This is a genomic window from Aliidiomarina maris (assembly GCF_003987335.1).
In the GTDB taxonomy this organism is placed as follows: Bacteria; Pseudomonadota; Gammaproteobacteria; order Enterobacterales; family Alteromonadaceae; genus Aliidiomarina; species Aliidiomarina maris.
The window spans coordinates 1-23,668 of the sequence record NZ_PIPK01000002.1 but is presented as its reverse complement, the minus strand read 5'-3'; the positions used below and the strand labels follow the sequence as shown (position 1 = coordinate 23,668).

Genomic DNA, 23,668 nt, shown 5'->3' with positions numbered 1-23,668 from the left:
TTGTCTAGGGGGTTATAAGTTCAGCACGCGCGCTGTTTAGTCAGCACGCGCAATCGGCTCCACGGTATAACCTTCTGCACGAAGCAGTTCCAACATGCCAAGCTCACCAGCGATATGGCCAGAGCCTACCGCAATAAAGGTTGGCTGCTGGTGAATTTGAGCGCGAATGGGCTCAACCCAGGCTAAGTTACGGTCATCCAGGATAAGCCCTTGGTATTCCTGAAACTCTGGCTCAGACACAATCACCTCAAATAGCGCATCCATGTCTTCGCTTAAATACACCGAGGTCAGCTCTTGGAATAATGCCTGGCCCGCCTCAACGTCATCAACGATTTCCCACAACCAATTCACTTGCTGCTGCATAGGAATATCATCAAATAAAGTGGCTTGGAATTCAGCGCTTTCTACCGCAGTGACGGTGTAATCACCGGTCATTGCTTGCTCTAAGAAATACCCCTCGTAAGACACCACCTCGTCACAAGATGCAGTGACCGCCATCGCGGTTGCCTGCAGTGCAAATGGCTTTAATGCGCCTAAAAATTGTAAGCCTGCCCCCACATGTTGTTGAAAGAATGCATCCACTTGGGCGTATTGATCGTCGTCCAAATACTCATCTAAGTATGGCCCTGACGGGTTCACCATCAGTTGCTGCAGGCGCATCATTTCAGATTCAGAACTCATGTCGAGCTCTAGCATCAAGCTTTGCGTATTGGCAAAAGCCTGCTCAATGCGCTCGTCCATATAAAAGTCGCTCTGACAAATCATATGTACGGTGCCAAATAGGTAGGAAGGCTGCTCCAGATCATTACCGCTGACTTTCCAAAGTAGCGATGCCTGAGCCGAGCCAGCAACAAGAAGCGCAGCAGTCGCGCAGGTGTTCACAAACGTTTTAAGGGTTTTTCCAGTCATCTTCATCTCCTTTTGAAGCGGCAAACGTTAACAATTTGGTTACATGATTTCAAGCGCTTGGGTGGCTGTTGGATTGAGTTTCATTATTACATTCTGGGTGAGCACTATGATGAGCCAAAGAGTTTTCTATTAACTACTTGGAAGCCATTCAGCGTAGCAACTTTAACCGGGCTATAGTTGTTTGCGCTGTCTCTAATTTCTTTTAAAGATTTATTAAATAGGTAATACCGGCCGGAGAACTCTTCGCTTTTGTCAGCTTTAACCGTAATTAAGCGATATGACTTGGTTGAGTCTCCATTGCCGACAAAATATATTTTACTAAAACTGGAAGGCTCTTGTTTGCTACTGTACTTGATGAGCCCCTCGTTGAGGTCGACTAAAACCGTCGTGCCAGCTTTGTTGTACTCGACAATGTCGGTGATGACCACAAGTGCTATGGAAAAAAATCCAAAAAGCATTGAGACCCATAATATTGGGGTCAAGTTATCAGTCGAAATTGCCCAAATCGCGGCGAGGAAAAATGGTGAGAATACCAATAAAGTAATAGTGACATTCTCAACTACTAAGCCAGGTTTTTTATAGCCTTCAATGCGCATCGTATTCATCCTTTATTGAAGGAAGCCAACAGCTCCTTTACCAGTCCATGGAGGTTCTCGTACCTCCTAGCATGTCCGCACGCGGCCGCTAACTCAGCGCAAAAGAGTCTACATTAACCCTCAGCGGCGAGGCCGCTGAGGCGCATCGACAGGTCAATCGCTTGCACGTGTTTGGTCAGTGCGCCCGATGAAATAAAGTCGACGCCTGTGGCGGCGTAGTCTTTAAGCTGGTCGGCGGTGACGTTACCCGATACTTCTAATTTGGCGCGGCCTTTGGCGCGCGCCACCGCCGTGCGAATGTCGTCCATGCTAAAGTTATCCAGCATAATCACATCGGCACCTGCGTTTAAAGCTTGCTCTAATTCGTCGAGGTTTTCAACTTCGACTTCCACCCAGCGCTCTGGGTGGCGCTGACGTGCTGTGCTGACCGCGGCTTCAACACCACCGCAGGCGCTAATGTGGTTTTCTTTAATTAAATACGCGTCGAACAAGCCAATTCGATGGTTTTGTCCGCCGCCACAGGTCACCGCATACTTTTGCGCAAAGCGTAAGCCGGGCAAGGTTTTACGGGTGTCGAGTAAGCGTGTGGCAGAACCTTCTAAAAACGCCACTGCGCGGGCAGTGTGGGTGGCCGTTGCCGATAAGGTTTGCACAAAGTTCAGTGCACTGCGCTCGCCGGTCAACAAATGCCGTGCCGGGCCTGCCAATTCGAATAATACGCTGTTCGCGCTAACGTGGTCGCCATCGGCCACATGCCAGGTCACAGTGACCGCATCCCCTAATTGCCGAAATACTTCATTGACCCATGCCTGGCCGCAAAATACGCAATCTTCACGGGTAATGACACGGGCAGTGGCTTGGGTGTGAGGGGCGATAAGCTGCGCAGTGATGTCGTGGTGAATATCGATGTCGCCGCCTAAATCTTCTCGCAGGGCAAACGCAACTTGAGCTTGAACGTGCTGTTGTAACACGTCAGGCGAAATAGTATTCATGCAAAAACCTTGTAACAATTAAGTGCTGTAATAAGGGCAAAGCGAGCTAGCCGCTATTGGTAAATGGTCAACACGCGATTCTGTTGGTTAAATTCTAACGTACTCAAGGCGCTCATACCCAATAAAATTTGCTCGGATTGGTAACCAGGCACTATGGTGCCCGCGACATTTTGTAAGTGAATGTCGCCTAAGCGTAATTCGTCAATGCGGGTCGCGTAAGCACGCGCGGTGCCATTGGCGGTGCGCACCATCATTGGGGTACCGCGGTTTAACCCTAAGTTATCCGCAATAGCGGACGGAATCGCGACCTGAGTGGCTCCAGTGTCGAGCATAAAGGTGACTTGCTGACCATTAATTTGGCCGTTGGCCACATACATGCCAGCACGATTTTGCTGCAACTCGACCACTGCGCGACCGCCGTCGCGGTAGCTATGTACGTTCATATTCGGGTTTTGCTGGCGCTCGAGCAGGTCGCCAAACCATAGGTACAAAATAGCGAGCAAGGCTATCCATGCGAACCAAGCGAACCACTTACCCACTTTCGCCGAGGAATCCGGCGTTGAATGCTGGCTTGTCATACCACAGTTACCTTTGCTTTACCTTTGACCTATTACCTTAGATACTAAATGTTGAATCTCTAACCGATGGAAATTATGTCTTCAAGCTTTAGCCTAACACAGCATTTGCTCGATCAGGCACGCTTTATTGCCTCGCCTCACTGCGACGAGCGCCCAGCCGATAGCGCCATTGAGCTGATTGTCATTCATGGCATTAGCTTGCCAGCAGGGCAGTTTGGTTTGCATTACATCACCGATTTATTTCTCGGCCAGTTAAATATAGACGCCGATGAGAGTTTCAAGCCGTTAGCCAATTTACGCGTCTCGGCGCATCTTTTGATCAGACGCACTGGTGAAATTATTCAGTATGTGCCGTTTGACCGCCGTGCATGGCATGCTGGGGTGTCGAATTGGCAAGGGCGCAGTGCGTGTAATGATTTCTCGATTGGTATAGAGCTTGAAGGCACCGATGATTTGCCTTACACCGATGCGCAATATGCACAGTTGGCGCAGGTGGTGGATGCGCTGCGCGACGCGTATCCAAGTATTTCGCCGCAGGCAGTCACCGGGCATGAACATATTGCACCGGGGCGTAAAACCGACCCAGGCCCGCATTTTGATTGGGACCGCTTGAGTCGTGCCTGCAGTGCGCAGCCGACCACAGTGGCGCAATCGCAGCTTGATGACAGCGCACACGTTGGCACCACGGAGGCATAAGCAATGGTCATTTTTTCGTTATTAATTGCGATTCTGATTGACCGGGCGATGCGAAATCGCGGTCATTGGCAGTTAAAACCAATTGCAGATACCTGGCATCAGCATTTTGCCAAGCTGCGCACACGCAAAGCAGTGGCCGAACACGCACCGCTACAAGTCTTGATTTGGATAGTCCCGGCCTTGCTATTTGCGTTGTTGGTGTACTTACAAGGTAGCCTGCTACTAACGTTTATTATCAACGTGCTGGTGCTGCTTATTTGTTTGGGGTGCGGGCCGCAGCGAGAGTTGGTGCGCAGCTATTTAGCCAAAGCGCAGCATCACCAGCCTGAGCATTGTATGCAGTTACAACAGCGTTTTGCCGCGTTGCAGCCGGAATTAGCCGGTCAAAGCGTCGGCGCGCACATTATTTGGCTGAATTTTCGCTACTACTTTGCAGTTGCTGCGTGGTTTATCGTGTTTGGTGCCGCAGGGGCGCTGGTGTATGCGCTGATGCGGGAGTATGTGGTTGGTGGCTATGACAACGAACGGCTGGCACCAGAGGCGGATGAAGCGCCAGAACCAAAACCTGAACAAAACTCGCTGTTTGCGCGTATTTTGTACTGGATGGAATGGCCCGCAGCACGTATCGCCGGGTTTGGGTATTTGCTGGTGGGGCACTTTAGCCGTGCGTTGCCGGTGTGGCTCAAAGGCGTCGCCGCAATTCAGCCAAGTCACAGCGATTACTTAATTGGTGTCGCTCGTAAAGCCGAAGATGGGTGCGAGCCAAACCCTGAGAACGCGGCGCATGAACTAACCGACGAGCCTTGCGCCATGCTGACTTTAGCCAAGCGCAGTATGATTTTGCTGCTCGCGGCCACCGCGCTTGCGACCTTATTTGGATGGCTCGGCTAGGCTGGTCATACCAATTAAATGCGCATAGTACTTGGGTTTTGCTTGCCATGGCTTTAAAATAGGTCATTTGGTAAGACCAATTGGCAGAGGACGCAGCATGGCAGGCTTGTCACGCGTGCAGGTAACCAAGTTATCTGACGTGATTATGCAACAACTGGAAGCGCGTATTATCGACGGCACCTATGCGGCCGGCGAACGCTTGCCTGCAGAACGTGAATTGGCGAAGCAGTTGGACGTGTCACGACCTTCATTGCGCGAAGCCATTCAAAAATTGGAAGCCAAAGGGTTAGTGACTCGACGTCAAGGTGGCGGCACGTACGTGTCAGGTGCATTGCACCAAAAAGTCACCGACCCGTTGTTTGCGTTACTCGCGCATAACAGTGAGGCGCATTATGACTTGCTGGAATTTCGCCACGCCTTGGAGGGTGTGTCGTCGTTTTATGCAGCAATGCGTGGGTCAGACGCCGACCGCGAACATATTCAGCGTACATTTAAAGCGGCGACTGACGCTGCTGATATGAGCGCCAAGGAACAAGCGCAGGCATTAATGCGTTTTTACATCGCAATCGTTGAAGCGTCACACAACGTGGTGTTGCTTCACTTAATTCGCGGTATGCAGGACATTTTGATGGAAAATATGCGACAGAATTTGGCTGTGCTGAATCGTCGTAGTGAAATTCGGGCTCAATTACACGAGCACCGCAGTTCAATCGTAGCCGCGATTATGGCAGGGCAACCTGAACAGGCGCGTGATGCATGTCATCAGCATCTGACCTATATTGAGGCTACATTGTTGCAATTAAATCGTGATCACCAGCGCATTGAACGTTCAGTTCGGCGCAGTGAGCAGTAACTCCCTGACTGTAGCCAGTTAAAGTGACTTGTCACTAGTTTACACACAACTTAAGTGCGTTATGTAAGGAATGATTATGGCGGAACATGAGAAGAACGACATCGATCAACAGGAAACGCTGGAGTGGCTTGAAGCCCTCGAAGGCGTGCTCGAGGCTGAAGGCCCGAAGCGTGCCCACTTCCTGTTAGAAGAGCTGATCGATAAAGCACGTCGCAGCGGCGCGTATTTGCCGTATAAGCCTACCACGGCTTACCTAAACACCATTCCTGTGAGCCAGGAGCCGGTGATGCCAGGCGACCACAGCATGGAATCGCGCATTCGCGCAGCAATTCGCTGGAACGCATTGGCGATGGTGCTGCGTGCGTCGAAAAAAGAACTTGAGCTGGGTGGCCATATTTCCAGCTTTGCGTCTTCAGCGATGTTATACGATGTCGGCTTCAACCACTTTTTCCGTGCTCCAACTGAAGAAGACGGCGGCGATTTCCTATTCATTCAAGGTCACGTGTCGCCAGGTATCTACGCACGTGCGTTCTTAGAAGGCCGCTTAACCGAAGCGCAGCTAGACAAATTCCGCCAGGAAGTGGACGGCGATGGCTTATCAAGCTACCCACACCCGAAATTAATGCCTGACTTCTGGCAGTTCCCAACGGTATCTATGGGCTTGGGTCCGATTCAAGCTATTTACCTTGCGCGTTTCTTAAAGTACCTCACTGACCGTGGCATTAAAGATTGCTCGAAGCAGCGCGTGTATTGCTTCTTGGGCGACGGTGAAGTCGATGAGCCAGAAAGCTTAGGTGCGATTGGCTTGGCGACCCGTGAAGGGCTCGACAACCTGACCTTTATCGTGAACTGTAACTTGCAGCGCTTAGACGGCCCTGTACGTGGTAACGGTAAAATTATCCAGGAGCTTGAAGGCACGTTCCGTGGCGCTGGCTGGGAAGTAATTAAAGTGATTTGGGGTCGTTATTGGGATCCACTGTTGTATCGCGACACTGAGGGCAAACTAGCTCAGGTGATGGAAGAAAGCGTAGACGGTGAATACCAAAACTATAAAGCCAAAGGTGGCGCGTACACGCGTGAGCACTTCTTTGGTAAGTACCCAGAAACCAAAGAAATGGTTGCTAACTTGTCAGACGAAGACATCTGGCGCTTAAACCGTGGTGGTCATGACCCAGTGAAGGTCTACGCGGCTTACCACAAAGCAGCCAACACCAAAGGCCGCCCACAAGTTATCTTAGCCAAAACCGTGAAAGGGTATGGCATGGGTCAGGCTGGTGAAGGTAAGAACGTTGCCCACCAGGTGAAGAAAATGGACATGGACGCTATCAAGCATTTCCGTGACCGCTTTAACATTCCAATCAAAGACGAAGATTTGGAAAGCATGCCGTACTACAGCTTCCCTGAGGACAGCGAAGAGTATAAGTACATGAAAGCCCGCCGCGAGAAGCTTGGTGGTTTCATGCCGGTGCGCCGCAAAGATTCTGACAAAGAAATGGAAATTCCAAGCTTGAAAGCCTTTGAAGCCGTCACCAAAGGTTCAGGCGAGCGTGAAATTTCAACCACGATGGCATTTGTGCGCGTGTTAACCGCGATGCTCAAAGACAAGAAAATTGGTCAGCGCGTGGTGCCAATTATTCCAGACGAAGCCCGTACGTTCGGGATGGAAGGCTTGTTCCGTCAGGTCGGTATTTATGCCCACCAAGGCCAGAAATATACCCCACAAGACGCCGACCAAGTTGCCTATTATCGTGAAGATAAGAAAGGCCAGGTGTTACAAGAGGGTATTAACGAGCTTGGCGCATTAGCCTCATGGGTTGCCGCAGGTACTAGCTACTCGTTGAACAACGAGCCGATGATCCCTGTGTATATCTACTACTCTATGTTCGGACCACAGCGCGTTGGCGACTTGGTTTGGGCAGCGGGCGATAGCCAGACTCGTGGTTTCCTGATTGGTGGTACAGCGGGCCGTACAACATTGAACGGCGAAGGCTTACAGCACCAAGACGGCCACAGCTTAATTTTATTCAACACCGTGCCAAACTGCATTAGCTATGACCCAACCTATGGTTATGAAGTGGCAGTGATTGTACAAGACGGCTTGCGCCGCATGTACGAGCAAAACGAGAACGTGTTCTACTACATCACGGTGATGAACGAGAACTACCAGCAGCCAGAAATGCCAGAAGGTGCCGAAGAAGGTATCTTGCGCGGTATTTACAAGCTGGACGAGAAGAAAGCCAAGAAAGCAGAAGGCCATGTACGCCTGTTAGGTTCAGGTACTATCTTGCAGCAAGTACGTGAAGCCGCCGCTATTTTGGAGCAAGACTACAACGTCAGCAGCACCGTATTTAGCGCAACCTCGTTTAACGAGCTGGCGCGTGACGGTCAGGACGTGTCGCGCTTCAACATGCTGAACCCAACTAAGAAAGCGAAGAAAGCTTACTTAACCGAGGTGTTGGAAACGACCGGTCAAGGCCCAGTAATTGCCGCCACCGATTATATGAAGTTGTACGCTGACCAAGTGCGTGCGTGGGTGCCAGCACCTTATCGCGTATTGGGCACAGACGGTTTCGGCCGCTCTGACAGCCGTGCGAACTTGCGTCGCCACTTCGAAGTCAACGCCCATTACATTGTGGTGGCAGCGCTGGCTGAATTGGCTGAAGCGGGCGATATCGACAAGAAAGTGGTTGCCCAGGCAATCAAAGACTTCGATATCGACGCTGATAAGTTGAACCCACTGTACGCGTAACGGAGGCTGATATGGCAGATGCAAAAGAAGTAAAAGTCCCCGACGTCGGTGGCGATGAAGTTGAAGTCATTGAGGTTCTGGTCAGCAAAGGCGATAGCGTCGACGCTGAAGAATCTCTGATCACCGTAGAAAGCGATAAGGCGTCGATGGACATTCCAGCGCCTTTCGCCGGCACCATCGAAGACATTAAAGTCAAAGAAGGTGACAAAATTAAAGAAGGCGACTTGCTGGCGCTTATCGCAGAAGCGAGCGGCTCTAGCGACGATGGCGACGACAGCGACGACAGCTCGGACGACAGTTCAGATGACGCCGAAGAGCCGGAAGCGGATTCGGACGAGTCTGACGACGAGCAGGCGCAAGCAGCGGATGACAGCGCAGACGAAGACGATGATTCAGGCGAAGCCAAAGTCATCGACGTTGAAGTGCCTGACATCGGTGAAGACGGCGAAGTTGAAGTCATTGAAGTCTTGGTGAAAGAAGGCGACAGCGTCAATGCAGAAGACGGCCTGATTACCCTTGAAACCGATAAAGCAACCATGGACGTGCCATGCCCTGAAGCGGGCACGGTGAAAGAAGTGGTAGTGAAAGAAGGTGACAAGGTTAAGCAAGGTTCGTTGGTGATCAAGCTTGAAGTTAAAGGCTCTGGCGGCGCGAAAAAAGCTAAGAGCAAAGACTCTGGCAGCTCCGATGCGAAGAGCAAGGACAAGCAAGCCAGCAGCTCAGCCAGCACCAGCAGCGACAGCAAAGAAGACAGCAGCCAGGAAAGCAGCAGCCAAGAAACCAGTAGCTCGCGTTCGCGTAAGCCACCGGTGCCAGATCACCCGTTAGCGCGCAAAGGCCAAAGCGAAGGTATCGTGCATGCGTCACCGTCGGTGCGTCGTGTTGCCCGCGAATTTGGCGTCGACTTGAGCCAAGTGAAAGGCAGCGGCCCGAAAGACCGTATTTTGAAAGAAGACGTGCAGCAGTTCGTGAAATACGAGTTGTCGCGCCCGAAAGCGTCTTCAGCGCCAAGCACTGGCGGTGAAGGTGGCCTGCAGGTTATCGCGCAGCCTAAAGTCGACTTTGAGAAGTTCGGTGAAGTAGAAAAAGTTCAGATGTCACGCATTCAGCGTATTTCTGGGCCAAACCTGCACCGCAACTGGGTCACCATTCCACACGTGACACAATTCGACGAAGCAGACATTACTGAGCTGGAAAGCTTCCGTAAGTCAGAAAACGAGATGCAGGCAAAAATGAAGACTGGCATGAAGTTCACCCCGTTGGTGTTCATCATGAAAGCCTGTGCCCAGGCACTGCGCGAATATCCAGTGTTCAACTCGTCGCTACACGAAGACGGCGAGCACCTGATCATGAAGAAATACGTGCATATCGGTATCGCAGTCGACACCCCGAATGGCCTTGTAGTGCCAGTGGTGCGTGACGTCGATAAGAAAGGTATCAAGCAGTTGACCGAAGAGCTCAACGAAATCAGCGCCAAAGCGCGTGACGGTAAGTTAAAAGCTACCGACATGCAGGGCGGTTGCTTCTCGATTTCAAGCTTGGGCGGCATTGGTGGTACAGCATTTACCCCAATCGTCAATGCACCAGACGTGGCTATCTTAGGCGTGTCGAAAAGTGAAATGAAGCCAGTGTGGAACGGTAAAGAGTTCGTACCGCGCTTGAAACTGCCATTGAGCTTGTCATACGACCATCGTGTCATTGACGGCGCGGTTGCAGCACGCTTCACTACGTACTTGAACCACGCATTGTCAGACATCCGCAAGTTATTGCTGTAGTCATGACCAGCCGGCCAACTAAGTTGGGCGGCTTTTTCGCGCTTGCTGGCAACAGCGTAATTTGAGCGCAATTTGGCAAGACGCTGAACGAAATAATCGGTACAATAATTGCCATTTCGCGCATTTTGTACCTAATTTGTACAAATTTTGGACTAACACGTTTCGTCGGATGAAAGCGACTTAGTCGTTAAAACGTAAAATTAGAAACGGGTAACTATAGGGGTCATCATGAGTAACGAGATCAAAACTCAGGTTGTAGTGCTAGGCGCAGGACCTGGCGGGTATTCAGCAGCATTCCGCGCGGCCGACTTAGGCCTTGAGGTGGTATTAGTTGAGCGTTACAGCACCCTAGGTGGTGTATGTTTGAACGTTGGCTGTATTCCTTCAAAAGCATTATTGCACTTAGCCAAGCACATTGAAGATTCAAAGCACATGGCCGACCACGGCGTGAGCTTCGGCGAAGCTAAAATCGACCTAGACAAGATCCGCGCACACAAAGAAAAAGTTGTTGGTCAATTGACTGGCGGCTTAGACCAAATGTCGAAAATGCGTAAAGTGAAAGTGGTTACCGGTAAAGGTGAATTTACTGGCGCGAACGAACTGAAAGTCGTTGGCGATGAAGAAACCACCATTAAGTTCGACAACGCGATTATCGCAGCAGGCTCACAGCCAGTTGAATTGCCGTTTATTCCACATGACGACAAGCGCATTTGGGATTCAACCGACGCGCTGGAACTGCCTTTCGTTCCAGAAAAAATGTTGATTTTGGGCGGCGGTATTATCGGTCTTGAAATGGGCTGTGTGTACAGCGCATTAGGCTCAAAACTAGACGTAGTTGAGTTCATGGACCAGTTGATCCCTGCAGCGGATAAAGACTTAATCAAAGTCTTCACCAAAGAAATGCAGAAAAAGTATGAGAACATCATGCTTGAAACCAAAGTCACTAAAGTTGAAGCCAAGAAAGATGGCATTCACGTGACATTTGAAGGCAAAAACGCGCCAGAAAAACCAGTTAAATACGACGCGGTATTAGTCGCGGTTGGCCGTACGCCAAATGGTAAGAAAATTGGTGCTGACAAAGCCGGCGTTGACGTCGACGACCGTGGCTTTATCAAAACTGACAACCAATTACGCACCAGCGCTGACAATATCTTCGCGATTGGTGACATCATCGGTCAGCCGATGTTAGCGCATAAAGCGGTACATGAAGGCCACGTGGCTGCCGAAAACATCGCTGGTAAGAAGCACTTCTTCGAACCGAAGGTCATTCCTTCAATTGCTTACACTGACCCAGAAGTTGCATGGGCAGGTGTGACCGAGAAAGAAGCGAAAGAGCAAGGCATTAAGTACGAAGCGGTAACTTTCCCTTGGTCAGCGTCAGGCCGTGCCATTGCGTCAAACGCAACCAACGGTTTCACCAAGCTAATTTTCGATAAAGAAAATGACCGCTTGATCGGTGGTGCTATGGTCGGTTCACACGCCGGTGAATTGTTAGGCGAAGTCTGCTTAGCAATCGAAATGGGCAGCGACGCAGAAGACATCGCGTTAACTGTACACGCGCACCCAACCTTACATGAATCAGTAGGCCTGGCCGCTGAAATCTACGAAGGTTCAATCACCGATTTGCCAAACAAAAAGGCAAAGAAGAAATAAGGTAGGGCAGGCCACGCCTGCCGTTATACCCAACTAAAAGCGCTGCTCGGCAGCGCTTTTTTTGTGGTGCGCCAGGCATGGCTCTGCGCACGTCACGTTGCGCCTGGCGCCCCTCCAACCCCGCCCCTTGCACGAACCGAAATTTATCCCCTTGCCAGCTACGTAACATTTAGATAGCATGTAAATAAGTTGTAAACGCCAGCGGGATTTTTGGCAAATAAGTCTGACGCAGATCAGATATCAACATGGAACCTTTACGCTCGAACTCCATGCCCTCGACCTGCATCCGCACCTGTTTGTGATACCCCGCGTTTACCTTATCTATTGGGGGCGCTAACTGCTGCATCTAGGGGCGGTAGCGTGCCTTCAAGCTGTTTTCAGAGTGGTAACTATGTTCTGGTTTTATGTTGTAACGTTCACCTGCACAGCAGTCGTGCTCCTACTATCACTCGCATTGAGGCGCTCCAAGCGTCTTAACGCCCCGAGCGCGTATCTCGTGCCGACGCCTAGCGGAGTTCACGTTCGTCAATATCCGATAGAACGCATACTTAGCAGCAAAGGAAAGCTAGTCGAGGTAAACAGCGTCAGTAAAGTGCAGCTCAGTAACGGCTTAATCAGCGTCTTTAAACATAACGGTGCCGCTTACGACATGTGGGTGCCACATAGGTTTGAACGTGACCTACTTGCACATGCCAAGCAGCTGTTTCCACATGCAGAGTTTACAAAGGTTTGAAAGTCGGTAGCACGCACGTCCACTTGATGAATGCTACGCACGCGTTTGATAGGCTAGCCGATGATGTTATCGAACAATGTAACGCTGTATTGCAGCGGATACAGCAGGTTCTACCGTTACCCGCTGTGGACATTACGATAAGTTCGGACACCAGCGACCCAAATATGCTGAGTGGGATTGTCGGTACAGTGTTTACGCACTCACGCATAGAAATTTTTCTAAATACCGAGCACCAGAATATTGCGGCGCTTATTCGTGAGGAGTTACCCCGAACTATCGCTCACGAAATACACCATGTTGTGCGAGCCCAGTCCGGGTGCAGTGACGAAACACTCTTTGACACGTTAGTTACCGAGGGGCTAGCGTGCGCATTTGAAGCGCTAGTTATGAGCGACGATAACGCTGAGTTTTTTGACGCATTCCGTAGCGACTCTAACCCCCAAAGCTGGCGTTTATTGCTTCAGAAATTTAATCCTGACTTAGACAGTACCGTCTTTGATTACCCGCTTTACTTCGGTGGAAAAGATGAGGGGCACTACCCAAACCGCGCAGGCTACTGGGTAGGTTATAACTTGGTGCAATCACATTTCAGCGCGAACGGTGGCAATGCCGCCACGCACGTTGCCATCAAAGCCTCAGATCTAAGAGCAACTATTTAATGAGCCACCAACTAGTGCTACCCAGCGCGACATACGAAGTCAGTTATCGCAATTATATTCATGAGCTCGGTGGAGAAGAGCGTTATCCGTTCCCGCTTGATTTCGATCACAGTGACTTCGCAGCGATGCTGCAAAAGCTTAAAGATTTTCAGCGAGGTGTGAATTTGCCTGAAGGGTTCGTACCCTCGAGCACCTATTGGCTAGTGCGCGGTGAAGAACTTATCGGCGTCACGAATATACGCCACTATTTGAATGACCGTATTCGCCATGCGGGCGGTCACATTGGCCTTGGCATCCGTCCCAGTGCTCGAGGGCAGGGGCTGGGTAATTTGCTCATGCAGCTTTCGATTGAAAAGGCTCTAGCGTTGGGTGCGAACCCAGTTCATATCCACTGCTATAAAGACAACCCGGCGTCGGCGCACGCTATCATGCGCAACGGCGGCGAGCTTGAATCAGAGATAACCGATGGCGATAAAGTTGTGCAGCGGTATTTGGTGAAGTGAATAAACCTTAAGCGTTATTAAAATAACTTAATACAAACTTTCAAAGGGATTTATATGTTTAAAATTTTAGCCAACAAGCTGCTACTTACCGCTGCTTTTGTAATATTTTTTTCAGGTTGCGCAGTCACGGTAACGGAACAAATGATTGTGTCCCCTTCGACAGACATAGACCAAGCAAATTTAAGTCAATTGGTAGACGGGAGTGGTTATCAAGAGCGTTTCATTCAGTACCCAGATGGCACTAACTTACATACTCTTCAATTAGATAAACCAGATGCGCCGATGACAATTGTCGTTTTTCATGGCAATGCCTTGAATATGACGTTGCAGCCTTGGTTTGGTTTACTGGGCTCCTTGTCTCAGTTCGACGTGAACGTGATAGCGTTAGATTATCAAGGTTTTGGCAAAAGCGATGGAGTGGCGAGCTTCAGCAATATGAGTCGGGATGCCGAGCTTTTGATGAGTACAATTGCACAGGATTCCCAGATCATTGTTTACGGGTTATCTCTAGGCTCAGTCATGGCTATGTCGGTGAGTGAGGACCCTCGCGTAAAGGGGGTTATTTTAGAGGGCGCGGTTTCTACTGATAAAGAGATGATTGAATTCTTTAGAGATAGAAATCGACTTGGAAGATTCGCGTCCTTAGATGTTGATCCGAATATTAATTTTGACAATAACGCCGTCGCTGAAAACTTAACATCGCCCATGCTGGTTATTCACGGAAAAGACGACGAAAACATTCCGTATCGAATGGGGCAGTCAATTTATAACAGCTACCAAGGGGACAATGCTGAGTTTCTATTGGTCGAGAACGGTGGGCATTGTGATACGTTTCACGTCGCACCAAGCTTATTTGACGATGCAATTTCTGGATTCATAAGCGAAGTAGCCGAATCTGGCAGGTTGTGATGTGGTCAGGAAGGTGCAGAAACTGGATGAGCGAGTTTTAAGAGGCAGTAAAAGTGGTTTTATTTGGACTGTTCATGACGCTTATGTTTGGAGTTTTACCTTGTCTTGGCTTTGGTTACCTCATTGCTTACAAACAAGCGCGTACCCTTATAACGCGCTGGGACGACGATAAATTTCATGATCCGGTTGCTGCTGCAACTATAGTTGGCAAAAGCATCATGGCGATGGGCGTCTTGATATTTGTATTCGTTCTAGTCCTGATAACTGGCATATTGCCAGAGTGGTTTGCTGTTGGTTTGCTTATACTTTTATCGTGTCTGCCGCTGATAGCGTTATGGCATGTGCGAAAGGTATACGGGGTGTAATTCTTACCGCCTGTAATCCAATCCGTATTTGTATACTTCGTGATTGGCTTTCCAATCGTGGTCATTCTGTTGTTTTTAGTAGTTCTGTATTTCCCGAACGGTGTATTTCGATCTGGGGCAGGGGACTGATTCACCCGTGAGAACATATTGACGTGCGAGCCGTAAAAAAGACCGTCTTAATTGTATGGATTGCAGGCATGGTGGCTGGAGGCGCGACCCATGTATTCGACAATGTGTATTTCGGATTTCTTCCTTACCGATTCGCACCCGATTGGTTGAATATTTATTGGTCGGCCTTGGGCTTGCTCGACTTTTTAGCCGCGCTACTACTGTGGAAAGTACGCAAGCTAGGAATTTTACTAACCATTGCCATTATGCTCAGCAACGTAATCATTAACTCGATAGCTGTGCATGCTTTGGGTGTCATTTCAGAGACCATACCATTGCAGCTACAAACGCTGTTTCTAGGGTTCTGCTTGGGTTCCGCGTATTTGCTTTGGCCGCGTGGTAGATCAGATGATATGGCAAGAGTGAATCGCTAGAAGAACATGATGTAATCGCAAGCCTATGGCGTAACAGAGCGCTATTTAATGACAAATCTACATTTAATTAGGATCGATAAAATGAAAGAGTAATGATTTTACTTGTCGCCAGTGCTTTTGTGGGTGGCGTTCATGCCGCAACCGAGCAAACCATAGATCCAACCGAAGATATGAAACTTTGTTATTACGCGGATAGTGAATATTCGCTCGGCTCACGTCTCAAACAAGCTGGCGTCAATATGGAGTGCGTGGTTAGCGAAGAACACATAGAACCAGTGTGGCGAGCGCGTCAACAAGAAGAATCGGCGTAAGCTAGCTAGGCATTAGTGTCAGTCACTGAATGGTTCGTAACGCGAAGGCTGCTCAAACTTTGCTGGTTGACGTAAGTTTTTTGAAGGAGCTCAACGGTGGAGTCTAAATATGTTAATTACTTCGACGAAATTAAACACAAAAGTGAGCGCGAGCAGTTACATATTTTATCAGAAGCGAGGTATGAGGCTTTCGTGATTCAACGGCTCGGCGTCAAAGCAGCAGTGTATCTGACTCTCTTAGTCGCGTCCTTGGCCGCGTTCATGTTCGTAGTGCAGGCATACTTAAGCCCAAGCTTTATGTTTTTTGGGTTCGTTCAAGCCCTAGTTATCGTAGATAGCCTAGCCGCCTATAAATACCTGAGCGGAAAGCTGCTTTATAAAGGGTTAAAGCGTGTTCTCGCTGAAGGTAATGCCAATAATTGAACAGTTTATGGGTGGGCAAGTCGCCGCACATTGCACCGAAGAAAAACACAGCAAGAAACTAAGTAACACAACGGCGCAAGCATGCGCCATAACAATACTAACAAAGGGTAAATAGATGGAATTTCTAAACAGCATATTCGTGAGCGAAAATTACGCCATGATAGCCATCGTCGGTGTTATCGCTATCGCGCTATGGTTCTTACCGGCAATCCTCGCTTTATTCTTCAACCGCAAGCACTTCAAATTAATCTTACTTGCGTGCATTCCGGCAGGTTTGTCATTTATCGCGTGGAGCGGCGTGATGATTTGGGCTACGACTGGCAAGGTAGTCGATAAGTACTCTAAAAAGACTGAGTCTGAGCCGCAGGCGTAGTGCTTCCAGTTCTATAGCTGATACATGCCAACGTGAGGCGCTTATGCAAAAAATAAGAACACTTGAGGAACAGCGAGAAGAATTCGCTCAACGACGCTTAATAGCATTGCCAATTGCCGGGCTGATCGCTTGGGCCGTTATAGGAATCGGCTCGCTCTTTTTAAGCCCTTTTGCAATATCTATGCTCCTTTTCGCTGCGACAGGGTCAATTGTGTATCTTGGCATGTTTATTTCAAAGTTCACCGGTGAAAACTTTCTAGAAAAAGGAAAGCCAAAAAACACGTTTGATACACTGTTCTTCTATTCCTTTGGCATGTCTTTGCTTGTCTTCGGCATTGCGATTCCGTTCTTTCAAGCTGATTACACGTCGCTGCCGCTTACAGTGGGTATTTTGACGGGTTTAATGTGGCTGCCAATTACATGGATTATCCAGCATTGGATCGGCGTGATTCATGGGGTCGCCAGAACCATCACAGTGGTGATGGTTTGGTATATCTTCCCTGACCATAGATTTCTAGCCGTGTCTATCGTCATCGTTCTTCTGTATGTATTTGCCATAGCAGTGCTTGAACTTCGGTGGCGCGGTTTGCGGCGGCAGGCTTAAGGCTAATAGTTCTCGCTTGAAAATTATCGAGCTCAGCAAACGCGGTTATGGTTACCTACGCAGTATATTCATGCATGGTGCTAAAGCAGTCATTCGACACTCGAACTAGAACCGTTTGGGCTCTGCTAAGTAGAGGAACAAAATACCAGGAGGCTTACTCCTGATAACTGGCTCGCAACCGTGTTGCGCAGGTAAGAAGTAGAAGGCAAAGAGATGACATCGTCGCTGGGCAAACCTGAACCTAACATAGCTCTCTAAGAGCGTTCAAATGATTAGGACCCAGTTAGCGAATACCGTCAGTGGTCGCAGAAAATCAGGTAATGAAAGCCCGGATAGATGGCTGCAACACATTCTTATGGCTTTGATATTTTACTTGCACAAATGGGAGCGTCCATAGATGTTATGCGAATGAGGTGGAGCATGGTTGACAGAATTCAAGTACGTGAAGAATGGCTGGCTAAAGCTGAGCGAGCGGATGTTATCGTGTTTGATTTGGACGGAACCTTGGTGGATTCCGATTACGCCAATTACTTAGCGTATAAAGATGCTGTGATGAGCGTTTTATCAACACAAATAGAAATAGATTTCACTCTGGGCACCAGAATAACGCGAGATTTGCTTGAAGAGCTCATTCCGGCCATCACTCACAAACAACTCGACGAGATCGCCTTACTTAAAGAACGCTTATATCATAAATTTCTTTCAGAAACAGAGACTAGCCCGCGACTCATTGAAATGGTTGCACGCGTTCAAGACAAAGAAGTTGTATTGGCTACAAATAGCCGCAGATGTCGAGCGGAAATGTTACTCAACCATCACGGACTTATCGAAAAGTTCACGCGGAAGATCTATAGAGACGCTGAATCTCAAAGAGACAAGTACGTGCAGTTGATGGCCGAACTTCCGAAAGGTAGCATGTCCATACTGGTGTTTGAGAATGATAAAAAGGCCATTGAGTCAGCTGTTGCTTGCGGTATTGGAATTGACCAGATAATAGATGTAAGCAGGATTCCAAGATGAATAAATTCTTAATGGAAGCAAACCAGTTCTTGAGCCGAAATGTGCCAGGGTATTTTCATACCGACTTTCCTGGAGCGGGTCAACCAGGTAATCCTGATTTCCTGTATAAAATCAAGAATGATCCCCATCACAAATGGAGTCAACAGCATATTAGAAACGCCCTAAATGGTTTGAATGCGGTTCTCAGTACAGATTTCCCGGAAATTCTCAGGCAGGTCGAGGCAAGTGTCTTGACGGTTTGCGTCGTCCCAAGAGCCAAGGCAGAATCCTCTTATCGTCTAGACCAGTTATTGTTTAAGAAAACGGTAGGAGAATATGCTCATTCAACATCAGGATTTATAGATGGGTCGAATTTTATTATCCGGCACACGAACACCAGAACTACCCACCTGCGAAACCCTGTCGAGGGATTCGAAAACGATGGTCGAATGCCCTATCGAGGCATCGCTTCAGATACCTGCAACTTTTCAGAGCATATCCGAGGGCGCGATATCCTACTTGTCGATGATATATATACAAAAACGGTGAACATTGATGAAGATATGGTGCAAGCTTTGTTTGATAACAGGGCTAGGTCTGTGGTGTTCTACGCTATTGGAAACACGCCGAAGAGATTTTGAGGAATGGGAAGCTGATATGAAATATAGCGAAAATGCCATCAATGTCATGGCTGCCAGAATTTACAAAGGTATTGGGCGGGCTTGGATTGTTAAAAATCTTTCAACCCCAAAGCCCGAAGAAGCCATCGTTAAGCTATTGAACGAATCCGCTAAGTCAGAGAGCGCAATCACCATTGAGGACTTTAATAAGAAAAAATCGACGTTGCAAAGAATACTTTCCGAGTCAGCGGGTGCAGTTGATGGCGTTGTCGCTATTGGAGATGATGATTTTCCCGCGCATCGCGGCTCCGTGAAAAATAGTGAACGCCCGGTTTTTCTATTTTATAAAGGGGATCTTTCGCTGCTATCCACTGAAAGCAATAATATTGCTGTAATAGGACTACTGAATCCGACCCAAGAGATAGAAGCGATAGAACGGAAACTTGTTGCTAACTTGGTATCCAATGGCGCTGTAATAGTTAGTGGTCTAGCGTTGGGATGTGACTCCATTGCTCATTTGCAAGCCTTAGATTCCAAGGGAAAGACAGTTGCAATCCTCCCAAGCCCGCTAAACGATATTATGCCAGCCAAGAACAAAGATTTGGCTAAGGAGATTGTGGCAAGTGGTGGATTATTAATTTCTGAATATCTTACCGCGCCCAAATCCAAAGTGAAGCTAAGTAGCAGGTATCAAGAGCGAGATAGATTACAGGCCCTCTTTAGCAATTCAATTGTATTGTCTGCTAGCTACGCCAAGAACGATATAGGAAATGATAGCGGTTCTAGATTAGCAATGGGTTACGCCAAAGATTATTCAATACCTAGGGCAGTTATCTACGATGAAAAGAAGCACTTAAACAACCCAATGTTTGATTTAAATAGGCAACTTATTTCAGAAGAGCCTAGCATTGTGATTTTTAGTGAAGAAAGCAGTGCAACAGCACTTCCAAAAATTCTTTGTTCAAGTGATGCCGTCATGGCGCCAACTCCGGTCCAACAAAGCATGATTTAGCACGGCGTTACATCAATATGAGATTCGAGAACTTGGAGGTTGAATGAAATTAGGATTTTTTTTCGGAGCAGGGGCGGAGATAGGTTATGGGCTTCCAAGTGGAGGGAAGTTTGCTATCGATCTCTTTCGACAGGACGTGAGTGAGCACAAGAAAAAGTTGAGAGAGCAGCTTAGTCAGATTGATCCTCGGACAAATTACGCAACTACCTGGCTTCCGGAGAACTACGCCACACAACGGATTCATGCATTTGGGAAAAATGAATTCACGGCGTTGATCGAGTCGTCAATTGAATATAGAAAAAATGAAATTATTCGAAGGCTTAACACCTTCGATGAAGAGGTCGAATACGCTCTTGCTCAATTAGGTATAGGGAAAAATAACCTTATAGAGAAGTTCAATGAACAGATGGATACCGATTTCGGCGAACATCTGTATTCAACCGCAATCAGAATGAATCCAATTCTTGCCAATGAAGTTAGGCTTTTTGGAAGCGAATCATATTCTGCAATTTTAAGTGTTATTAGTAGCGGGCAAAACTCTGCCGACCTCCAGCGATACGCAGGAGCTTTTCTTCAGTTACTTGTAGGGGCTCATGGTCAACACTTAGTTCAACGACTAAACCAGGAGCTTTTTGAAGCAGCTCCGGACGACATTCCAATTTTCGATGATGTTACAGGTATGTTTAGGATTGAGTTCAGTCGTGCTGGTCTAACCGCGTTGGAGTTGCTTCTCGAAAAGCGTCGCGATTACGATCTGGAAAACGGGAATGTTTCCGAAGTCTTATGTGCCGTTTCTCAGCAGGTATTAGAGAATATATTTACCACCGTCCTTGATTATCAATCGTTAATAGATAGCCATTTTAGATACCTTTTTTCGCCCAGAACAGAATGGGCAAAGTTTTCTAAAATGGTAATTTTTTTGAGAGCAACTCGAGATTATATAGTTAAGCAATTGGAGGAGATTGGTGATCTCCCCGAAAGTGGTTACTATCACGACCTTGAAAACTGTGAACAACTCGGGCTTGAAATATCGGCAATTGGAACTTCTAACTATAATAATTTGGTTGAAAAAATATCGCAGGACCTTAATTTTGAAATACCCCCTGTCCAGCATTTAAACGGTGGTGTGACTGATTACTATAATCCATACAAAAATTCGGTAATCTCAGAGTGTAAGCCTGAGCAGGTAGCGGAGAATCAGATACATGTTCCTTTCGTTCTTACTCAAAGCGGGTTGAAGCCTTTAACATCTGTAGATATGTCTCGTAGGTATGTAGGTCTCTACGATGAGTACATTATGTGTGATCGTCTAGTCGTTGTGGGTTATGGATTTAACATTGATGACAGTCACATAAACGGTCTTTTTAGGAAGCTTATCGAGGAAGCAGAAAAGCCAATGGCATGGGTTTGTTTGGATAAAGATGGTTCAGCTGAATCTCAGAAAAGAGCCTTGGTTAAGCGTTTGCGCATTGCGCCAGAGCACCGCGATTTAATTAAGGTAATTCCTGTAAATCCAGTGACCAGGTCAATCGGTGATGAAGGATGGCTGGAGCTTGTAACAAAGGACAATGATGAGATGTAATAAAACATTGCAGCGGAGAAGCCGCTAAATGCGGCGTTATGATCATTTAAGAAGAAGTTGTAGTTAATCAACAGTTTTATAATTTTGAAAGATCTGATTTTATCTGATGGATTGTTGAGTATTTCTTGCCGTGCACTAACTGCCGCAACTCGCTTTGATGCCTCTACTAAAGCATTGGCAAGATTGTCGTTATTCAAATTTTCTATCGTAAGCAGATGTGTTTTAAATAACGGTGAATATAATTATCTGAACCAAGGCTTTACAAAAATAGCAAATTCAAATGTAGCCACTGAGTCGCTGAAATTTAAATATAGGATTGGTTGTTTATTGAATTGCGCTAGGGAGTCAAGAAACGAGATAACTCATGAAGCCACTCTTGGGTCTATTGATGGGTTTGATAAGTAAAATCAAAAGGAACTATATCAGCTTCTTGAGCGCGTAACGGGTTTAGTACTTGAATTGATGAAATGAGAGATGGTAAATTTGCGATAATATCATTTTTAGAATGATGAACCTGTATCTCATCATCAATTTTTACGTGAGCATGAGAGTCAATATGTAAACTGGTAATGGAGCGATATGAAAGTTAATGGAAAGCATATATAAAGTCACTTCAGCGAGTGTGGGGAAAACAAATAGAGGCTATAAGTTCTTTGAGATTCAGTTAAATAGTTATATGCTGGCAACAAAGCTTTTCCCTTTGCGTAAGTATGACCTTAGAAATGATAAGCTTTATCATTTATATGAAAAAAATAATGGATTAGATTTTTTAATTGGGAAATACATTTCGCTTACAATAAGTCAATCTCAATACGGTCATCAATTTAATTACATTAATTCATTTGATGTTTTTGAGGATTTTAAAAAGGAGATAGATCATTCAAAAGGAATTGCATTTTCAACGAGGCTGCCTATTTATGATTTCTTGAAAAGTATCAATCGACACATAGAAGACGATGGCTCTATAAAAATAAAGTCCGAATATGGTGATATGAGAGCATTTAAAGTTGACGGGGTAAGTATTTGTTATCAGTACGATTCTGGTAATGAAAAATTAAACATTAATAATATTTCAAAAATTTTCAAGCAGTTTTATGAGGGCGTTGACCTGCCTGTGTACGCATTAACTGCTGATGGTCAAAAGTCATATTACAAAATTAGCTGGAAAGATGTTGCCATTGTAAGGATGGATAATCACGTTAAAATTAGCTATAAAATGACTACTAGCGGTGATTATAACAAGTGGGTCGCTACAAAGGTACTGACAATTGGGGATGGTCTTCCTGATGAATATGTTGATTTTCTCAATGAGCAATCCTGACCGTGCGCTCCAACAAAAATATAACAGGCCAATCAACTTAGCGCTTGCGGCGCCGGACGCAGCAAAGCTGTGTCGGTTATTGAGGTGTTAGTGTTCCTCATCAATCTGAGAGAGTAAGCTTGAATATTGAGCCTGGATTACAATTTTTTGGAAGTCTAGTTGATCTTGATTGTCACATTCAGGATTTAAAGCTTGTACTGAAAAAGACTGAAGAAATCAGCTTTTCTGAGCATCGCGAAAGTGAATCGTTGATTTCAGATATTTATCCAGATACTACTCGTAAGACCTTTATCGTCAGTTTGCTAATTTCTCTAAATGCACAAATGTCGGGATACTGTACACACCTCAAGAAGTATGATGGTCAAAAGATAAAATGGAACGACTTGAAAGGCTCTGCGTTAGAGCGCTTCATAAAGTACTCGGAAAAAGTATGCGGGTTAAGCCCCGTTGCTGATGAAGCGACGAAGCAAAAAATGAGGGGGCTAATCGAACTGAGAAACTGTATCGTGCATAGCGACTCAGAAATTGAAGGGTTTGGTAAGGCTGCAGCACTTAGATCTTTTACAAGTCATATCAAGGGTATTTCTCTTGCGAGTGGTCGAATCGAGCTTACCTTAGAGGCATGTATGGAATGCGCGGACTTAATCCATAGCTTTATGGAAAGTGATCTGTACCAGTACTTTTGGACACCGAGCTAAGTGAGTAAAATCACTTAACGAGGTGAATCATGAAAGCAAATAAAATACGCAAAGTCCACACACAAGAATTTAAAGCAGAAGCCCTGAAATTAGCTGAAAGAATAGGCGTTGCAGCGGCGGCTAGAGAACTGAAAGTCTACGAATCCCAGCTGTACAGTTGGCGGACTGCGGCGCAAAAAAAATCTAGCACGAGCGCCAGAGAAGCAGAGCAAGCCGCTGAAATTGCTCGATTAAAACGTCAATTAGCTGAACAGGCAGAGGACCTGGCCATATTAAAAAAGGCGGCTACCTACTTCGCGAAGAACCAAAAATAGCCAGATTT

General features: G+C 47.1%; 24 protein-coding genes and 1 pseudogene. 21 read left to right on the top strand and 4 right to left on the bottom strand.

Features of this window, described 5'->3' with window-relative positions:
• Positions 1-36 precede the first annotated feature (36 nt).
• From CWE07_RS02675 to CWE07_RS02660, 4 genes are all read right to left on the bottom strand, one after another.
• Positions 37-909 carry a TraB/GumN family protein gene (locus CWE07_RS02675; RefSeq protein WP_157983205.1) on the bottom strand — a complete coding sequence of 291 codons (873 nt, stop codon included), beginning with the start codon at positions 907-909 and terminating at the stop codon, positions 37-39.
• Positions 910-1,013: 104 nt separating this feature from the next.
• A complete protein-coding gene (locus CWE07_RS02670) occupies positions 1,014-1,505 on the bottom strand; it encodes a hypothetical protein (RefSeq protein ID WP_111570258.1) in 492 nt (163 codons plus the stop codon).
• Between the two features lie 113 nt (positions 1,506-1,618).
• Positions 1,619-2,497, bottom strand: coding sequence for a carboxylating nicotinate-nucleotide diphosphorylase (gene nadC / locus CWE07_RS02665; RefSeq protein WP_111570259.1), 879 nt, complete (start codon positions 2,495-2,497; stop codon positions 1,619-1,621).
• Positions 2,498-2,550: 53 nt separating this feature from the next.
• Positions 2,551-3,075 (bottom strand): retropepsin-like aspartic protease family protein, encoded by a 525-nt coding sequence (locus tag CWE07_RS02660; RefSeq protein WP_111570260.1) that lies wholly within the window; start codon positions 3,073-3,075, stop codon positions 2,551-2,553.
• A 75-nt stretch (positions 3,076-3,150) separates the two neighbouring features.
• Between CWE07_RS02660 and ampD the strand changes: the two genes are divergently transcribed.
• From ampD to CWE07_RS02550, 21 genes and pseudogenes are all read left to right on the top strand, one after another.
• A complete protein-coding gene (ampD, locus tag CWE07_RS02655; protein WP_111570261.1) occupies positions 3,151-3,771 on the top strand; it encodes a 1,6-anhydro-N-acetylmuramyl-L-alanine amidase AmpD in 621 nt (206 codons plus the stop codon).
• Positions 3,772-3,774: 3 nt separating this feature from the next.
• Positions 3,775-4,662, top strand: coding sequence for a regulatory signaling modulator protein AmpE (ampE, locus tag CWE07_RS02650; RefSeq protein WP_111570262.1), 888 nt, complete (start codon positions 3,775-3,777; stop codon positions 4,660-4,662).
• A 97-nt stretch (positions 4,663-4,759) separates the two neighbouring features.
• On the top strand, positions 4,760-5,515 hold the full coding sequence (pdhR, locus tag CWE07_RS02645; RefSeq protein WP_420836532.1) for a pyruvate dehydrogenase complex transcriptional repressor PdhR: 756 nt from the start codon (positions 4,760-4,762) through the stop codon (positions 5,513-5,515).
• Between the two features lie 76 nt (positions 5,516-5,591).
• Positions 5,592-8,264, top strand: a complete 2,673-nt coding sequence (gene aceE / locus CWE07_RS02640) for a pyruvate dehydrogenase (acetyl-transferring), homodimeric type (RefSeq protein ID WP_111570263.1) — start codon at positions 5,592-5,594, stop codon at positions 8,262-8,264.
• Between the two features lie 11 nt (positions 8,265-8,275).
• Positions 8,276-10,039 carry a dihydrolipoyllysine-residue acetyltransferase gene (aceF, locus tag CWE07_RS02635; protein ID WP_111570264.1) on the top strand — a complete coding sequence of 588 codons (1,764 nt, stop codon included), beginning with the start codon at positions 8,276-8,278 and terminating at the stop codon, positions 10,037-10,039.
• 228 nt (positions 10,040-10,267) lie between these two features.
• Entirely contained in the window at positions 10,268-11,692 is a 1,425-nt protein-coding gene (lpdA, locus tag CWE07_RS02630; protein ID WP_111570265.1) for a dihydrolipoyl dehydrogenase, read from the top strand.
• 759 nt (positions 11,693-12,451) lie between these two features.
• Positions 12,452-13,084, top strand: a complete 633-nt coding sequence (locus tag CWE07_RS02625) for a DUF2268 domain-containing putative Zn-dependent protease (RefSeq protein ID WP_111570267.1) — start codon at positions 12,452-12,454, stop codon at positions 13,082-13,084.
• The gene (locus CWE07_RS02620) at positions 13,084-13,587 is read left to right on the top strand and encodes a GNAT family N-acetyltransferase (protein WP_111570268.1); all 504 of its coding nucleotides are present in this window, start codon (positions 13,084-13,086) and stop codon (positions 13,585-13,587) included. Before CWE07_RS02625 ends, CWE07_RS02620 begins: the two co-directional genes overlap by 1 nt.
• A 54-nt stretch (positions 13,588-13,641) precedes the next feature.
• Complete coding sequence (locus CWE07_RS02615) at positions 13,642-14,496, top strand: alpha/beta hydrolase (protein ID WP_111570269.1); 855 nt, start codon at positions 13,642-13,644, stop codon at positions 14,494-14,496.
• A 53-nt stretch (positions 14,497-14,549) separates the two neighbouring features.
• Positions 14,550-14,861, top strand: coding sequence for a hypothetical protein (locus CWE07_RS02610; protein WP_111570270.1), 312 nt, complete (start codon positions 14,550-14,552; stop codon positions 14,859-14,861).
• Between the two features lie 634 nt (positions 14,862-15,495).
• Positions 15,496-15,714: a DUF1496 domain-containing protein gene (locus CWE07_RS02600; protein WP_111570272.1), complete on the top strand. Its 219-nt coding sequence runs from the start codon at positions 15,496-15,498 to the stop codon at positions 15,712-15,714.
• 96 nt (positions 15,715-15,810) lie between these two features.
• Complete coding sequence (locus CWE07_RS02595) at positions 15,811-16,137, top strand: hypothetical protein (RefSeq protein ID WP_111570273.1); 327 nt, start codon at positions 15,811-15,813, stop codon at positions 16,135-16,137.
• A 115-nt stretch (positions 16,138-16,252) separates the two neighbouring features.
• Complete coding sequence (locus CWE07_RS02590; protein WP_111570274.1) at positions 16,253-16,510, top strand: superinfection immunity protein; 258 nt, start codon at positions 16,253-16,255, stop codon at positions 16,508-16,510.
• Between the two features lie 43 nt (positions 16,511-16,553).
• Positions 16,554-17,114 carry a DUF7010 family protein gene (locus tag CWE07_RS02585; protein WP_111570275.1) on the top strand — a complete coding sequence of 187 codons (561 nt, stop codon included), beginning with the start codon at positions 16,554-16,556 and terminating at the stop codon, positions 17,112-17,114.
• A gap of 336 nt (positions 17,115-17,450) precedes the next feature.
• Positions 17,451-18,134, top strand: coding sequence for an HAD family hydrolase (locus CWE07_RS02580; RefSeq protein WP_111570276.1), 684 nt, complete (start codon positions 17,451-17,453; stop codon positions 18,132-18,134).
• Entirely contained in the window at positions 18,131-18,754 is a 624-nt protein-coding gene (locus tag CWE07_RS02575) for an amidophosphoribosyltransferase (RefSeq protein ID WP_111570277.1), read from the top strand. The genes CWE07_RS02580 and CWE07_RS02575 overlap by 4 nt, the downstream gene beginning before the upstream one ends.
• Before the next feature lie 16 nt (positions 18,755-18,770).
• Complete coding sequence (locus tag CWE07_RS02570) at positions 18,771-19,745, top strand: DNA-processing protein DprA (protein ID WP_111570278.1); 975 nt, start codon at positions 18,771-18,773, stop codon at positions 19,743-19,745.
• A gap of 43 nt (positions 19,746-19,788) precedes the next feature.
• Entirely contained in the window at positions 19,789-21,327 is a 1,539-nt protein-coding gene (locus CWE07_RS02565; RefSeq protein ID WP_111570279.1) for a hypothetical protein, read from the top strand.
• A gap of 589 nt (positions 21,328-21,916) precedes the next feature.
• Positions 21,917-22,648 carry a hypothetical protein gene (locus tag CWE07_RS02560; protein ID WP_111570280.1) on the top strand — a complete coding sequence of 244 codons (732 nt, stop codon included), beginning with the start codon at positions 21,917-21,919 and terminating at the stop codon, positions 22,646-22,648.
• A gap of 119 nt (positions 22,649-22,767) precedes the next feature.
• Entirely contained in the window at positions 22,768-23,346 is a 579-nt protein-coding gene (locus CWE07_RS02555) for a hypothetical protein (protein WP_111570281.1), read from the top strand.
• Positions 23,347-23,375: 29 nt separating this feature from the next.
• A pseudogene (locus CWE07_RS02550) lies at positions 23,376-23,668 on the top strand (transposase); the annotation flags it as partial.